Origin of the sequence: Peredibacter starrii, from assembly GCF_034259205.1 — a bacterium.
Taxonomy (GTDB): Bacteria; Bdellovibrionota; Bacteriovoracia; order Bacteriovoracales; family Bacteriovoracaceae; genus Peredibacter; species Peredibacter starrii.
In genome coordinates this window covers 363,848-378,764 of record NZ_CP139487.1, presented here as the reverse complement: position 1 = coordinate 378,764, position 14,917 = coordinate 363,848, and the positions used below count along the sequence as shown (strand labels likewise).

Here is a 14,917-nt window from a genome sequence, read left to right as displayed (position 1 = left end):
CACCTTTTATTTTTTATGTGGATAAAGGTTCGCGTAGTAGTATTCCATGATGTTCTTGGCGAGAAGCGGAGACTTTATGTACCACTTCTTCTGGTTCACGATCATGACACAAATTGAAATACCCTTATCATTTTTATCTTCAAGTGACTTGGCATAACTTACAAACCAATCACGTTTTCCGTATGGCTCTCCACCAGTAAGACTTCCGGTCTTCCCACCAATTTCAAGTTTCTCCAAAAGATACTTGGAACGACGGAATGAAGAACGGGCCGTACCTTGAGTAATAGTGGCCATGAAAAGAGTTCTCAAATCTTCAGCAGTTTTAGGAGTTAAAACAATCTCGTCCTTCTTTAGCGGAGGAAACATTGTTCTCTTATCCGAGATCCCTTCGAGTTGCTCAATCACAACTGGATAACGAAGAAGACCACCGTTAGCGACCACTGAACCAATGACAGCACCATGCACCGGACTCATCATGGTCTTGTTGTTAAGACCAGAAGAGAACTCAGCAAGATTGTATTGATCCTGGGCCATGTTGAAGACCGAAGGAGCTAGGTTAATACCTTCAACCAGTCTGCGGTTGAATCCAAACTTTTCCGCCATCTTTTTAAGACCGGCAGGAGTTAGGTTTTCAATTGCAGTACGTCCGAAGATCACATTGTTAGATGTGGCGAAGGCCTTCTCTAAATCAAGTGTTCTCACCCAACGACGAGGGCCATTTGGTTCTTTTAACTGGCTACGATATAAAGTCGTAGAACGACCAGTGAAGTGAAACTCAGTATCAGTTTTAATGTGAGTGTTTTCTAAAAGATCGGCGGCAGTAATAACTTTGAAAATACTGGCAGCAGGGTGAGTGGTAGAAAACGCGAGGTCTCGACCGTAGATATTCTGCGCGCGAGCGTAATCCACCGCTGCGAGAATTTTCCCTGTCTCATTGTCCATTACAACCACTGACGTGTAGTCCGGCCTATAAAGGGACAATTGCTTCTTGATGAATGTCTCCAGTTCATCATTGAAGGTGTATTTAACGTGATATTTTGAACTATCGTAATCGATCTGATCAACCCAACTTTGGTGACGAGACACGATCTTGCTCCAATCGTCTGCAACTGGATCCGGTTTCACCGAAGTGGCAGGTTGAGCAAAGAGTGTATTGTCCTTAATAAAATTGAGATTTCCCCAAGCAGGGAAAGTAGCCAGCGCGACCACGCCTAGAACGCCTAGAAGAGCAAAGTTGCCTTTGCGGTTTAAATCCTTAAAAACCATGAAAGAGATTATGCCTTAAAACTCTTTCCAATGACAAAAAATTCTTTGCTAATACTGCGGGTAGATTTTGGTTTTAGATAATGGAACTCTTTGAACAGGTTTTTCTGCTCTTTCAGATAATTCTGAGCACTTTGAGAATCGAAAACCTTGATGACGAAGTTTCCACCTGGTTTTAAGAAACGAGGAAGAAGGCCAAAAACCGATTCAACCAGATTGAGACTGCGGTCTTGGTCCAGAGTTTTGATCCCAGTTGTGTTTGGCGCCATGTCAGACAGAACCACATCGAACTGTCCGTCGACTTCTAACTGGCTAAGATCATGAATATCGAAAATGTCTTTTTGATAAACGCGTACGTTTTTAACACCAGATAATTTTTTATTAACCTCACGGACATCAATTCCTACCACGCGACCTTCATCACCAATCACACGGCTGGTGTACTGAATCCACGATCCAGGATGATAACCGAAGTCAACCACTTGCATGCCGGGTTTCAAGATCTTGTATTTCTCGTCGATCTCTTCCAGCTTATAAACTGAGCGGGCAAGAAAGTTTTCGTTCTTTGCCTTATTAAAATAGTGGTCTTTGACTTTAAAATTACTCATTCCCTGTTCTTAGCAGGCTTTGTCGATTTAGGCCAACTTTGCTACTTTGGATGTATGAAAAAATCTGAACTTGCCTCTGTGGTGTATGAGCGACTTTCTAAAGTCCATCCTGATGCCCATTGTGAATTAAATCACTCTAATCCATTTGAATTACTAGTGGCGACCATCCTTTCTGCTCAATGCACGGATGCACGCGTGAATATGGTGACTCCCGCCTTATTCAAAAAGTACCCAACTCCCGAAAAAATGGCGAAAGCGAAGCTTGAAGATATGGAAGAGGCGATTAAGTCGATAAACTTCTTTCGTAATAAAAGTAAGAGTCTGATTGGCTGTGCTCAGGACCTGGTGGCCCTTCATAAGGGTGCGGTTCCTAAGACTGTTGAAGAGCTAAGTGAGCTTCCGGGTGTGGGCCGCAAAACCGCCAATGTGGTTCTTGGAAACGCTTTCAATATCAACACCGGCATCGTGGTTGATACTCACGTTAAACGAACCGCTGGCCTTCTGGGACTGACTAAAGAAACAGAACCAGAAAAGGTCGAACAAGATCTCATGAAGCTCTTTCCCAATGAGCAGTGGACGATGCTTTCACACCTTCTGATTTTTCTTGGTCGCCGCACTTGTATTGCTCGTCGCCCGCAATGTGATCTTTGTAATTTAAAAGACGTCTGCGCTTCTACGGGTAAATCTTTGAAAGCTCCGAAAAAAGCTTCTCGTGGCACCAAATAAGAGGAGGCTCATAGAGCTTCCTCACATCTTTGACTTCTTTTCCTTGAGAGTAGAATTTAAATCCCGCTTGTTCACAAAGCAGGGTTCCGCCCGCAATGTCCCAGATGTTTTTGGGTCTTAAGCTAACTACGTAATCACATTTTCCATAGGCAAGACGACCGAGCTTATATGCGATACTGCCCACCGCCTGGAGTTCAAATCGCTCCGTGAACTTGTTTGTAAAAAGGCCCTGTTTCCACTCGGAACGAGAGACTTCTCCACGATAAGTGGACTTCTTTGGGAACTCAATTTTTGCAGGAGCATCGAAGAGTTCTTGAGTCACCGGATTATAGACCCAGCCTTCACCCTCAAACTTATCTGTTTTGAATAGGCCAATAGAAAGGGCCCATTCGGGACGACCTTCAATATACTCACGAGTTCCATCAAGGGGATCGAGTGCTAGTAAAGGAAAGCCCCAATCCGAAAACTTCTCTTCCGAGTAAAACGTTACACCTTTAAAGTGCTCTTCCATCAAAAGTTCAACATGGGATGATAAGAACAAATCGAGTTCAGTAACTGGTGAGCCGTCTTGTTTAAACTGAATGTCCGCTTTGGGATATCTTTTTACGAGTTCATTAATGGCCGACAATTCTGCAACCATAATTTTGGCCAAAGAATTTCTCAAAAAATGCTGTTTATCCACAAATAGTCCTCAGTTTTCCACAATTGTTTTTGTTGTAAATTCTGAACTGTTCTTACAATGCACTGAAGTACTATAGCAATTTCAAGCACATAAAAAAAGGGAACCTGCGGCTCCCTTTTCATTTTTTTCAATTCAATTTGTTGACTAAATTAGTTTTCCACAAAATTAATTAACTCGCTTCATACAAGGCCAGCATCTCTATATATCCGTCCTGGGCCATCGATAGAGCGAAAACTCCATCACTTGCAGTCGCCTCTGCGTCCACAACATCTGTCACCAACTTCACACCTGAAGCATCGACATAGACAAATGGTTGATCGGGGTTACGGGACTTTTGAGACGAGAAATGTTGATAGCAAGACGAGAAATCTTTGAAAACAGTAGCGGTTAAGGGTGCCTTGTACAAAAGTCCTCCTTGATCGCGATGAAGAGATTAATTCTCTTCTCGTTCTTACTAATATTCTAACAACTCTCCAGAATTCGGTGCAAAAGAAATTTTCAAAAAGTAAGTAAATCTAAGATCTTAACCTAGGGCTCACGATTGATTAGCTCAACTATATCCGGTGGTGATTCATAGAAATTGTACATGATTCTGATGCGTCCCTCGAAGTGAGAATCAAGCAGACACAGGATCACATAAATCATGTAGATGAAATTTCGCCGCGAACGAAGACGTGAGATTGATTGGAAAATCCACTCGAGTGGAAGAATGCACAAGAACACGACAAACCACAGAAGACCAAAACTCTGAGCAAGATCTTTATCAACTGTGAGGGACAACAAAATCAGACACAGAACAAGAACACTAAATTCACGCAGACGTTTTACATCCAGAGTTAACACCGTAAGTGTTTTGCGTTCTGGTTTGAAGTTCATAATGAGAAGAGAAACCAGACCCAAAAATGACAACGCATAGAAGGCCTTACGCTTTAGGACAATCGAGACATAAGCACCCAATTGTTTCAGCGTAAAAGCGTTTTCAAAGAACCGGAGATCTATATGAGTGATCATGGTTATCAGGATCAGGAACATGCCGAGGGAAGTGTATTTCACAAACTGCGAGCGGTACCAATCCGTGCTTTCTTTTAAGAAGAAGAAATAGAGAAGCGCCAGTCCCACTGGAAATAAAAAGATATTGTTATAGTTCAGCACGACCCCGGTATAACAAAGGAGCCCGTACATCAGACCCGAGCGATAGGTTGAACTTTTCACACACCAAAGAATCGACCACACCCATAAAACAGAAAAGCATGTGGCGGCCCCAATATAAGGATCTTTCTTTAAGAAGAGTGAAAAAGACCAGGTAGAAACCAGAGCGAATAGTCCCAGAATCGAAAGTCTGCGGGACATAAAGAAGCGCATTATTCCGTAGAACGCGAGGAGATAAAGCCCAAAGTTTACGAAGTAAAAATGCATGCTCCATCCCAGATTCACCAGGTGCGGAATCTTGCGGAATGGATAGAAATTCATGAATAAATAGTTCCAGATTTGAGAGTGCATTTTCTCTTCCGGATCTACGATCAGTTTAAAAGTTTCAAGATTACTAAAGAACGGAAAGCTCGGCATACTGGCCACAAACATGGCGAGAGTCAGAAACAAAACCGTCTTCTCAAATGAGTCGAGATATTTATATTCCGTGAACTGAGTTGAAACGGACTCTTCAATAATTTTCCCGCGGGTGGGCCATGAGTAAAACAATCCCAGGACCACAAAGAAGCCCCAGAAGAAGTGGCGAACAATCCCCTCCGGGATAAATGTCATGATGTTGAAGATGATCATCATGGTCGCATTCCCAATCAACACGCGGTAAAGGACGCGGTCGATGCTGGAGTTGGCGCGGAAGTAAATTTTTAAACGGTGATCAATCTCTTTACCTAATAGATACCACTGGCCCGCCATGAATAAGATATATGCGAGCATGAGAAGAGACTGAACGAAGATGTTGATCTCAAGAGTCTTCTGAATCCAGACCGGTAATAGCAAAAAAGAAAAGTAGATAAGTAGTCGATTTATAAAGAACTTCGACTTTTCCCATATAATATTTGAGTTTTTCGCTAAAGCATTTTCCATATTATCCGATCAGAACAGTGGGACTTTTAAAAAGCTCCCAGACCTATAGACTGATTTTGAAGAAGAGAGAGGGAGTTGTTCACCTTCTCTCTTTTTCCTTTCAAGTAGATATCATTCTACAGCAGTTTCTTCCCGCTTGCGACAACTAACCCACATGATAATCTTTAGTAGGTTCTCAGGATGAGAAACCGACTCCAATCGTCTCTTACTTTCATGGAGGAAAGATTTGGGGATTTCGTTCGGATCAATCAATTCAGGTCTGCCTAAGGACATTGTTCAGCAAATTGTTGAAGCTGAAAAAATTCCTATTCAGCAGATGGAAGTCCGTAAGGGCAAGATCAACGACAAAAAATCTCTCGTGCAGCAGCTTACTACGCTGGTGGAAAACATGCGTGGTGAAGTTCTAAAAAATAAGAACGCCCGTTCACTCCGCGAACTAGCAATCAATACCGGTGACAGCAAACACATTAATGTTACGGCAGATAAGAACATCGCCGATCCTGGTAAGTATCAACTTGAAGTCGTGCAACTCGCTCAGAAATCTTCGGCCATTAGTAATGGTGTGGAAGACAAAGATAAGACCTATGTTGGGGTTGGATATATCCGTGTGAATCTTCCTAACGGAGATGAAAAAGAAATCTACGTGGATGAAAAGCACGCGACTCTCTCTGGAATCGCCAAACTCATTAACGGTGACTCGGAATTAGGCATCAGGGCGAACGTCGTAAACGATGGTAAAGACTCCGATGAACCATATCGCTTGATTGTCTCAATGACGGAAACGGGTGATGGGAACCGCGTTGAATTCCCATATCTTTATCTGGTAGACGGCGAAGTGGATATTTACTTTGAGCAAGAGCGACCAGCTCAAGATGCCAAGGTAAAACTCGATGGATTTGAAATTGAAGTTCCAAGTAACAAAGTCACGGATCTTATTCCGGGTGTGACGATTGATCTTAAAAAGGCCCTTCCGGGTGAAGAGATCAATATTGAAATCACGGAAGACGTTCAGAAGATCGGTGGTAAGGTCAACAGCCTCATCGATAACATCAACAACGTTTTAAAATTCATTAAAGAGCAAAACTCACTCGATGAGAAAACTGATACGCAACGTACACTGGGTGGTGACTCAACACTTACTACCATTGAAAGCAGGGTTCGTTCAGCGGTCTTCACATCGGTAATGACTGACGCAGGTCCCATGAGAATGGGTGACCTGGGTGTGACTTTCCAACGTGACGGTCTTTTGAAATTTGATCAGGCCAAATTCGAACAGGCGCTTTCAAAAGATTACAAGTCAGTATCACAAACCCTGACTGGTAAGTACTCCCTGGAAAATGGAAAGTCGAAGGGCTTTATCGACATCCTGGATGAGACAGCACAAACGCTACTTTCTCAACCCACCGGTGTGTTACCAACACGTAAGGGTGGTCTACAAAGCCAAATCAATCAGATTGATCGTCAGATCGCCAATCGTCAGCGCACGATCGCCCAGAAAGAAGATATTTTGAAGGCGAAGTTTGCCCGACTGGAAGAGACAATTTCTAAGATCAAAGGTCAGGGTGCGGGCCTTGCAGGTTTTGCCGCCCCACCGGGCATTCAGCAATTATGATAAAATAGTAAGCGACATTGGAGGAGGGTCCAAATGAGCTACGGTTTAGGTGCATATAAAAAGACATCGGTAGAGACAGCAAGTAAGGAACAAATCCTACTTATGCTTTATCAAGCTGCTATTAAAAACTGTAAGAAGGCCATCGAAGCAATCGAACAAAAGAACGTTGCTAAGAAAGGCGAGTACATCGGCAAAATGCAAGACATCATCGTTGAACTGTCTAACAGTCTCGACTTTGAAGTTGGTGGTGAAGTGGCAAAAGAACTTGCTTCACTTTACGACTATATCCTTTATTCAAGTACACAGGCGAACATCAAGATTGAGAAAAGTCATCTTGAAGGTTGTCTGAAAGTACTTAACACTCTTTACGACGGTTGGACTGAGGCGATTAAAAACCTTAAAACTCAAACCCCAGTTAAGAGCGCTTAATGGATAAACTAACCCTCCTCTTCGAAGAATTTATTATGAAGGCGATCACGATGACTGAGGCCATCCTCGAGTGTGACTTTTCACAAGGCACACAACTGGACAGCTTTACAGAAAATCGTGAGCGCTTGCTCCAAATCATTGAAAAGATCTCGGTTCAAATTGACTGGAATGAAGTCACGGACGAAAAACGTGCTGATCTTAATCGCCAGATTGAGTACATCAAGAAGCTGGATGAAAAACTTCTGGTAAAACTTCAAGAATACCAGGCGACCCTTAAGCTTGAGATTGATCAGACTTCACGCAGCCGCGAGAACATCAAGGGTTACAACTTGAATGATGTGAAGTAGCTGTGAAAAAGCTATTAATCATCCAACAAGACGACGCCTATTTTTTATTTGAAACGATTCAAGTCCTCGAGAAATATCACTCGCATTTAAAAGATTTTGAACTGACTCTTCTGGTGAATGAAGAGGCATTCGGAATCGTTTATGATCGCACCTCACCGGTCCTTACCGGATTTACAACAGATTCAAAGAAGGTCCTGGCCTCTCACTATGACATCAGCGTAAATCTTTCTCTGAAAGAAACGAGCTGGGAAGTTCATGGGAATGTTAATGCTATTTCAAAAATCGGTCCTCATTTAAAAAATGGCGAACTGATTGTTCCTGATCTATGGTCATCATATTTACTGACCCTTAAAGCACGTGCACCGTTTTTAACGTTTCATTTACAGGACGTTTATCGAAACATTCTGGGCCTTCGTGGAAATCTACGTGGCCAGGAAAGAATGGGTTCGATACGCCAGATTGCTTATGGCATGACGAGCACGAGTTTATTTCCTTCAAATGAACAGGAAGAATTCATTAATCTTCTCACTCAGACTTATTCTCATCTTCAAGTCAAAGACATTTCTGAAGTCGATTTGGTCTCGGATGTTTCCCAAACTTTGTATATTGGTCCGGCCACTCTATCTGCCATTAAGTTTTGTGAGGCAGGTGGACGAGGAATTTTCCTTTCTTCAAACTTTCAGGGCTTCAATCTTGTTCCATATGGAGAAGGTCATTTCTTCATTAGCTCTAAGACCAAAACTTTTAAGGCCCATGCTCTTTTGCCTTTAGTGGCACCGGTCATTGAAAATAAAGAACGCTCCCTTGATTCTGAATATGCCGTCTACAGCACGGATCACGAAAACATTTTCGGGGCCTATTTAAAGAATCACAACAGTACTGATGATCACTATCCGTTTTATCAATCACATCTAGTTCTTTGGAATTTTCTTCTTAATCTCTTTGACGTGAATCTTGAAGTGACGAAGTGTCTTCCGGCACAGATTGAACTTCTTAAAACTCATCACGAAGTTCTGACAAAGTTTTTACGTCTTCATGATTATGCGATGGTTTCAATTGATACCGTTTATCACGAGTCTAAGGCCGAGACCTCGGACGCGAATAAAATCGAAGGTCATCTTAAGAACCTGCGCGAGATCGACGTGGTGGCAGAACAAATCTCGGCCTCACATTCTCTGTTGAGACCATTTCTGGACTTCTATCGCATTCGCCGTGGACAAAATAATGGTCAAACCCTCCTTGAGCAGGCCCAGAACAGTTTTCTGACCTATTCTGAGGAACACCAGGCCCTTGAGGCCCTTCACGAATTATTTTCTGTGACATTAAAAAGAAACGAAGTTAACATTTGATTATAAATATCAAGGATGGACCTATGTCAGGGATGACGTCTCCTTCTTATAATCAAGATTTCCTCGTTGACACTATAGGGTTAACCTTAGAGTTTTTATCAGATATTATCCTCGACATTCAGACCATTGGTGAATTTAGTCCAGAACGTGAATTCTTCTGGAACCGGAAGATCAGTAAACTGACCCAGGATATTGGCCAGTTCGTGGAACTGACGACCTTGTTATCCAAGACCATTATGTCCCGGAAGCAGCAAACCATCCCCGGGATCAAAGAATCTCATATCCACTTACTGTTTATTCTTAAGGCCATGAACCAGGCGCAAACAAAGCAAGACCTGGTGGCGCTGGAAGAATTGATTAAGTATGAATTAAAAGATAACTTAACCCAGTGGAAAATAGATCTCATCCCTCAGACCAAGAAGCTGCTGAATACGTAAAGTTATTCATCGATCCCCTTATCCTTTCTGATTTTGAAAATCTGAATCTCGACCGTTTCAAAATGGTGGAAGAGGCAGAGGCGCAAATCGCACTTTTTAAGAAAGGCGACAGGCTCTGGGTGAACTTCGCCGATGGCGAGCATTGCGATTTTCCCTACTATCGAAAGAACATTGCCTGCACTCTAGATGGGGCGACCGCCGAGACGGGACTTCTTACGCGTAGTGATGCTTTTGATAGCTTTATTAAAACCACCCAAGGAATTGAGAAGAAAATCTATTCCAGTGTTTCCCTGAATCCTGGTGAAAACGTTAAAGACCTGTGGGATGAGATCATTAAAAAAGTGAATCTCATTTCCAATGAGTCTCATAGTCTTCGAAGCCTGGTTGAAAAACTTCTCGATGTTCCGTTTCTTCAGAAGTTTGAAAGTTCCATTATTATTCTCCACCTCAAAGGTCAGACCAAGGCCGAACTTCTTGGAACAATCTGGAGAGGGGAAAAAACTCAAGGTCTGGTTGAGGTTAAAGAATTTAACGCTTTCTTTAATTCGATCAAAAAATCAAAAATCAAATCTTTTTCGACTGACTCTTTTACCAAAATGAATCTTCCATTCAATGGAAGCTTTCTTGCTAAAGAGGTCATGTCTCGTAAATATTCATTAGTTGCAGTGGTTTCTCGTCATGACTTTTTAAGTTACAGCAAAGACGAAATCGAGCTGTTTGAAACCTGTATTGACCTCTTACAACCTCACTTTGAACGTTTAATTGATCAAGAGTTCTCAGACAAAAGAATCTCTGAACTTCGCGTGTGCCTGAAAGACTTTCCACTTCCACTGCGTATTCGTGATGGTGTGACGGGAACATCTTTCATGAATGACCTCTACACCAGCGAGCTTCAAGAGAAAGACATTTTCTTTAATAAGAAAGTTGAAGGTCCATTTACTCTGGATCTTTATGATAGCGATGAACTTCGCCACTATGCTTTTGATTTGTTCCACTTTCAGCGTATTTCTCTTCTGGGAGAACTCCTGAATACTCTTCGCCACGAATTAAGTAATCCACTCTTTGGGCTTAAACTGGGTTCTCAGCTTTTTGCCACCATGGATGTGAGTACAGACAGTAAAGATCTCATGGCAGAAATTCAGAAGAACATTAATCGCTGTCAGGTGATTATTGAGAACTTCTCAAATCTTTATCAGGTTCAGACTGAAACCAAGCCAGTTTCAATTAAAAAAATTGTAGACGAGTCAATCACCCTTTCCAAGAGTGAGGGCCGTGAGGTCAGAAAGACCATCAATTACAAAGATGACACTGAAAACCTTATGTTGGATGTGCCTTTAATCTTCGTCGTACAGATTCTCTTTAACTTAATCGTGAATGCCGCTCAGGCCATGAAAAACATGACCACGACACGCCAGATTGAACTCTCGATGAGTTCGGACGCTACGTCGGTCTTTATTGATGTTATCGATAACGGACCAGGTATACCTGAAGACAAATCTTCTCAGCTCTTCAAACCATTTTTTACGACTAAATCTCAAGGTACTGGACTAGGGCTGGTGCTCTCTCGAAATCTGGCAGTAAAAATGGGTGGTAATTTAGAATATTTGGTTAATAATAACGGTACAGGCGCTCACTTCCGCCTCACACTACCTAGAACATGAATACCATTTTGATTATTGAGGACGAGATCCTCATCCAACAATCTCTTAAGAAGCTTTTTGAGCGTCGTGGGCTCAAGGTGGACGTGTCTGCCAGTGGTAAAATTGCCATCGATCTTATTTTGAATAATCACTATGACCGAATCATTTGCGATCTTATGCTTCAGGACATTTCTGGATTTGACGTCATTGAAGAGTCAAAAAAGAAATTCTCCCCGGAAGAGATCAGTCAAAAGTTCGTTATCATGACTGCTTATAACTCACCTCAAGTTCTTTCTCGTGCCAATGCTTATCAATGTCGATTACTTAATAAGCCGTTTGATGATCTCGAACAGGCCATGCGGACCATGACGGAATAAACATGAAGAAACCTTCGTTCAAAATTATCGGTATTACACTTAAACCAAATTCCACTCCGGAATTTTATAATTTGTTACCGAATCTCTGCGCCTGGCTTCTTCGTCGTAAAAAACAAGTGGTCTTCCGTGAAGAAGATAAAGAACGAGTTCATAAATTCTTTAAACAGAAATCTACTGAAGGTCTTGAGTTCTGGAACTCTAAGAACTTTCATAACAAAGTAGATATGATGTTCTCCCTTGGTGGCGACGGTACTTTGATTGGCGCCTGCCGTAGAATCAATACCAAGATTCCGGTTCTCGGAATTAATCTGGGACGTTTGGGTTTTATTACTGAGTTCAACAAGAATGAATACTTTGACCTTCTGGCGAATATTATGGAAGGGAAGTATGAGACTACGACCAAGCCCCTTTTCCATGTAAGCATTTCTAAAAAAGGCGAGGAGCATTTCTCGGATTACTTCTTTAATGATGCTGTTCTGGCGAAGAATGATATTGCTCGTATGATTTATCTTCGTGCAGAGATGGGCCATGAGCACATCTATAATCTTGCGGGAGATGGAATCATCATCTCTTCACCGATGGGTTCAACTGCTTATTCAATGGCGGCCGGTGGACCGATTGTGCATCCGGATGTGAAGGGCCTGGTACTCACTCCCATTTGCCCTCATTCACTTATTCACCGCCCTTTCGTCGTACCAGATACTGCCCCTATTCAATTAAAAATTCTTCCTCCGCATCATTCCGTGACACTTACATTGGATGGGCAAGTAGCGATTAATGTAGATGATCAGGATGTGGTGACTATTAATGGTTCAAAGGTGAAAAAAATCACCCTGATTAAGAACCCTGAACGTCTGTATTTTGAAACTATCAGAGATAAATTTGTCTTTTCTAAAAAAGATTAGTGGTCCTACGTAAAAAATACGGAAAAGTATTGACCCATACGTAAATCATCCGTAGTATTGTTCTCAAGCGAGGACAATATGGACGCCAAATTCCATCTCAAAAATCTAGTCATTCAAAATTTCGCAACCTTCAAAAACCAAAGCATTCGCTTTCGTCCCGGCTTTAATGCCATTATCGGTGAAACCGGTTCTGGTAAAAGTCTTGTCCTCGATGCTCTTCAGCTTATTCTCGGTGGCAGGGCCGACAAAAAGGTCGTGCGCCGTGAAACTGAATGCGCTCTCATTGAAGCTTCTTTCACCTGCACCGATGACAAAGTTAAGGCGTTTCTGGAATCAGAAGGCTTTCCCATTGAAGGGAATGAAATTGTCATCAAACGTCTTATTTATAAGAACGGTACTACCAAGACCTACATCAATCATTTGACCTGTACAGTGACGTTTCTTGCAAGCTTTGCCCGTAAGTTCATTGATCTCGTGGGACAGTTTGAAAACCAGAAACTTCTCTCAGAAAGTTACCAGCTATACTTGCTGGATCATTACTCAAAGCAACTGCCTGAACTCTCTGCCTACCAAGAAGAGCTAAGAGAACTCAAGGCCCTTAAAAAAGAGCAAGCCGAATTGATTCAATCAAAGACCCATCGGGAACAGCGATTGGATTATTTAAATTTTCAACTTCAGGAGATTGAGAAACTAAATCCCTCCTCCCAGGATGAAGAAGATCTCCTGAAGAAGAAAAATTTATTAATGAATATCGAGAAGACCCAAAAGCTTTGTTACCAGGTAAAAGAAAGTTTTGATGGAAACGATGGCGTTCCAGGAATGCTGGGACAAATAAAATTTTTGAATTCCCTATTCTCTAAAAACCCGGATCTCTTTCAAGACCAGATGGAACTTCTATCAGAGATTGATGATCGTATTCATAGCCTAAATGACATTGTAGATCGCAAGCTCAATATGGAAATCGATCCTGCGGATCTGGAAGGTGTCTTAGATCGTCTCGACTCGTATCAGAAGTTGAAGAAAAAGTTTGGCGGGAATGTTGAAACCATCCTGCAAACACAAGTGGAATTTCTAAAAGAGAAAAATACCCTTGAGAGCTTGGAAGTTAACTGTGATGAACTAGAAGGGAAGATTCAATCGCTGCAAAAGAAATTGATGACCCAGGCAGATAAACTTCATAAGACCCGCTCTCAATTTTGTAAAAAGTTAAGTACAGAACTCACTCAGAAAGTCCGTCTTCTTAAAATGAACGGGGCCACTATCCGTCTGGACCTGGAAATTCTAGAAGAGCTTTCTGAGACGGGATATTCGCGTGTGCAATTTTTGGCAGAAACCAATCCAGGCGAAGGTTACTTCAAGATTAAAGACATCGCTTCTGGTGGTGAGCTATCTCGTATTCTTCTGAGTCTTCGCCAGATTCTTGCGAGTGACGATTCCATCAGCATCTTCCTCTTTGATGAGATTGATACCGGGATTGGTGGAGATACCGCGAATAGCATTGGTAAAGCGCTGGCGGAAGTGGCGGCCCATGGCCAGGTCATTGCCATTACTCACCTTCCACAAATTGCTCAGTTTGCTGAAAGTCTTATCATTGTGAACAAGGATATTCAGTCGCAAGACAAAGAGGCGAGAACAGAATCTACCGTGAAAGAGATTTCGGGGAAAATGATTCTGAAAGAAGTTCGGTCAATGGCGCAGCTTTCTTAAGCTTGGCCGCCACTAGCGGAAGTACTTCCGCTGGCGAAAGTGATGAACTTTGGAACGTGGTTATCAATTAAGAGAAAGGTGTTCTCTCTTAAAGCGTAACCGTTATTGAGATAAACACTGTTGGAACCAGGTAACGTATAATTATCTTTCACGTGACTGTGGCCACCGATCACAAAATCAAACTCGCCCTTCGTGGTAGTTTGCACACCATTGCGGAAACGATTACGCACAAGTTCAGCATCGAATTTTCGCGAGCCTTTTTTACGAGAGATCTTCGAGGCCTTCTCGCCTACGTAATTTAAAACGGCGTAAGGCATGATCTGATTTGCCACAAAACGAAGTGGAGCGGAGTGAATGATTTCTTTGTAGCGCTGATAGGCCTCATTATCTACTTCATGCTCATCACCGTGTGAGAAGTAATAAAGTTTTCCGTCGATCTTTTCAATCACCGGAGTTTGCTCTGAGAGAATCTCAAAGTTGGGCCAGCGTTTTAAGAAGAGGCCTTGCAAATGAACATCGTGATTCCCTTCCAGGAAAAAGACCTTCTTGCCTTTTTTGTGAAGGGCATCCATGCGATCAAATAAATGCGAGTAGAGTTTAATATACTCTTCATGCGGTCCGCACATGAGGTCGAAGATGTCACCCAGAAGCAGGACATAATCAGCGGATTGGACCTCTGGATGATCCAGAAACGCCGACAGAAGCTTATCAGCTTCGTCGTGAGGCGTTTTAACGTGGACATCAGAGATCGCAGCAATTTTCATA

16 protein-coding genes are annotated in these 14,917 nt (G+C 42.4%); 10 read left to right on the top strand and 6 right to left on the bottom strand.

Annotated elements, in window-relative coordinates; all coding sequences use genetic code 11:
- Positions 1 to 6 precede the first annotated feature (6 nt).
- Complete coding sequence (locus SOO65_RS02010) at positions 7 to 1,266, bottom strand: penicillin-binding transpeptidase domain-containing protein (RefSeq protein WP_321396127.1); 1,260 nt, start codon at positions 1,264 to 1,266, stop codon at positions 7 to 9.
- 8 nt (positions 1,267 to 1,274) lie between these two features.
- On the bottom strand, positions 1,275 to 1,871 hold the full coding sequence (locus SOO65_RS02005) for an RlmE family RNA methyltransferase (RefSeq protein ID WP_321396124.1): 597 nt from the start codon (positions 1,869 to 1,871) through the stop codon (positions 1,275 to 1,277).
- 54 nt (positions 1,872 to 1,925) lie between these two features.
- Here SOO65_RS02005 and nth point away from each other — a divergent pair, with 54 nt between their 5' ends.
- Positions 1,926 to 2,597 carry an endonuclease III gene (gene nth / locus SOO65_RS02000; RefSeq protein WP_321396121.1) on the top strand — a complete coding sequence of 224 codons (672 nt, stop codon included), beginning with the start codon at positions 1,926 to 1,928 and terminating at the stop codon, positions 2,595 to 2,597.
- Here the strand turns inward: nth and SOO65_RS01995 are convergent.
- The 3 genes from SOO65_RS01995 to SOO65_RS01985 form a co-directional block, all read right to left on the bottom strand.
- A complete protein-coding gene (locus SOO65_RS01995) occupies positions 2,545 to 3,249 on the bottom strand; it encodes an inositol monophosphatase family protein (RefSeq protein ID WP_321396118.1) in 705 nt (234 codons plus the stop codon). The genes nth and SOO65_RS01995 overlap by 53 nt on opposite strands.
- Positions 3,250 to 3,448: 199 nt before the next feature.
- Positions 3,449 to 3,685, bottom strand: coding sequence for a hypothetical protein (locus SOO65_RS01990; protein WP_321396115.1), 237 nt, complete (start codon positions 3,683 to 3,685; stop codon positions 3,449 to 3,451).
- A gap of 122 nt (positions 3,686 to 3,807) precedes the next feature.
- Positions 3,808 to 5,262: a hypothetical protein gene (locus SOO65_RS01985; protein WP_321396112.1), complete on the bottom strand. Its 1,455-nt coding sequence runs from the start codon at positions 5,260 to 5,262 to the stop codon at positions 3,808 to 3,810.
- A 313-nt stretch (positions 5,263 to 5,575) separates the two neighbouring features.
- On the opposite strand from SOO65_RS01985, the gene fliD reads away from it, so the two are divergent.
- The 9 genes from fliD to SOO65_RS01940 all read left to right on the top strand — a co-directional run bounded on the left by fliD (position 5,576) and on the right by SOO65_RS01940 (position 14,152).
- On the top strand, positions 5,576 to 6,961 hold the full coding sequence (gene fliD / locus SOO65_RS01980; RefSeq protein WP_321396109.1) for a flagellar filament capping protein FliD: 1,386 nt from the start codon (positions 5,576 to 5,578) through the stop codon (positions 6,959 to 6,961).
- 33 nt (positions 6,962 to 6,994) lie between these two features.
- A complete protein-coding gene (fliS, locus tag SOO65_RS01975) occupies positions 6,995 to 7,390 on the top strand; it encodes a flagellar export chaperone FliS (RefSeq protein ID WP_321396106.1) in 396 nt (131 codons plus the stop codon).
- On the top strand, positions 7,390 to 7,737 hold the full coding sequence (locus tag SOO65_RS01970; protein WP_321396103.1) for a hypothetical protein: 348 nt from the start codon (positions 7,390 to 7,392) through the stop codon (positions 7,735 to 7,737). The genes fliS and SOO65_RS01970 overlap by 1 nt, the downstream gene beginning before the upstream one ends.
- 2 nt (positions 7,738 to 7,739) lie before the next feature.
- Positions 7,740 to 9,086, top strand: coding sequence for a Clp protease/crotonase-like domain-containing protein (locus SOO65_RS01965; RefSeq protein ID WP_321396100.1), 1,347 nt, complete (start codon positions 7,740 to 7,742; stop codon positions 9,084 to 9,086).
- A gap of 23 nt (positions 9,087 to 9,109) precedes the next feature.
- Positions 9,110 to 9,523: a hypothetical protein gene (locus SOO65_RS01960; protein ID WP_321396097.1), complete on the top strand. Its 414-nt coding sequence runs from the start codon at positions 9,110 to 9,112 to the stop codon at positions 9,521 to 9,523.
- Positions 9,475 to 11,184: a sensor histidine kinase gene (locus SOO65_RS01955; protein WP_321396094.1), complete on the top strand. Its 1,710-nt coding sequence runs from the start codon at positions 9,475 to 9,477 to the stop codon at positions 11,182 to 11,184. The genes SOO65_RS01960 and SOO65_RS01955 overlap by 49 nt, the downstream gene beginning before the upstream one ends.
- On the top strand, positions 11,181 to 11,540 hold the full coding sequence (locus SOO65_RS01950; RefSeq protein WP_321396091.1) for a response regulator: 360 nt from the start codon (positions 11,181 to 11,183) through the stop codon (positions 11,538 to 11,540). Before SOO65_RS01955 ends, SOO65_RS01950 begins: the two co-directional genes overlap by 4 nt.
- 2 nt (positions 11,541 to 11,542) lie before the next feature.
- Positions 11,543 to 12,445, top strand: coding sequence for an NAD(+)/NADH kinase (locus SOO65_RS01945; protein ID WP_321396088.1), 903 nt, complete (start codon positions 11,543 to 11,545; stop codon positions 12,443 to 12,445).
- A 78-nt stretch (positions 12,446 to 12,523) separates the two neighbouring features.
- A complete protein-coding gene (locus SOO65_RS01940; protein WP_321396084.1) occupies positions 12,524 to 14,152 on the top strand; it encodes a DNA repair protein RecN in 1,629 nt (542 codons plus the stop codon).
- On the opposite strand, the gene SOO65_RS01935 is transcribed toward SOO65_RS01940, so the two are convergent.
- Positions 14,149 to 14,916: a UDP-2,3-diacylglucosamine diphosphatase gene (locus SOO65_RS01935; RefSeq protein ID WP_321396081.1), complete on the bottom strand. Its 768-nt coding sequence runs from the start codon at positions 14,914 to 14,916 to the stop codon at positions 14,149 to 14,151. The genes SOO65_RS01940 and SOO65_RS01935 overlap by 4 nt on opposite strands.
- Between the last annotated feature and the right edge of the window lies 1 nt (position 14,917).

Excerpts from the sequence above, each read along its gene's own strand:
- SOO65_RS02010 (WP_321396127.1), bottom strand. The coding sequence starts at position 1,266 with ATGGTTTTTAAGGATTTAAACCGCAAAGGCAACTTTGCTCTTCTAGGC.
- SOO65_RS02005 (WP_321396124.1), bottom strand. The coding sequence starts at position 1,871 with ATGAGTAATTTTAAAGTCAAAGACCACTATTTTAATAAGGCAAAGAAC.
- nth (WP_321396121.1), top strand. The coding sequence starts at position 1,926 with ATGAAAAAATCTGAACTTGCCTCTGTGGTGTATGAGCGACTTTCTAAA.
- fliS (WP_321396106.1), top strand. The coding sequence starts at position 6,995 with ATGAGCTACGGTTTAGGTGCATATAAAAAGACATCGGTAGAGACAGCA.
- SOO65_RS01970 (WP_321396103.1), top strand. The coding sequence starts at position 7,390 with ATGGATAAACTAACCCTCCTCTTCGAAGAATTTATTATGAAGGCGATC.
- SOO65_RS01960 (WP_321396097.1), top strand. The coding sequence starts at position 9,110 with ATGTCAGGGATGACGTCTCCTTCTTATAATCAAGATTTCCTCGTTGAC.
- SOO65_RS01950 (WP_321396091.1), top strand. The coding sequence starts at position 11,181 with ATGAATACCATTTTGATTATTGAGGACGAGATCCTCATCCAACAATCT.
- SOO65_RS01945 (WP_321396088.1), top strand. The coding sequence starts at position 11,543 with ATGAAGAAACCTTCGTTCAAAATTATCGGTATTACACTTAAACCAAAT.
- SOO65_RS01940 (WP_321396084.1), top strand. The coding sequence starts at position 12,524 with ATGGACGCCAAATTCCATCTCAAAAATCTAGTCATTCAAAATTTCGCA.
- SOO65_RS01935 (WP_321396081.1), bottom strand. The coding sequence starts at position 14,916 with ATGAAAATTGCTGCGATCTCTGATGTCCACGTTAAAACGCCTCACGAC.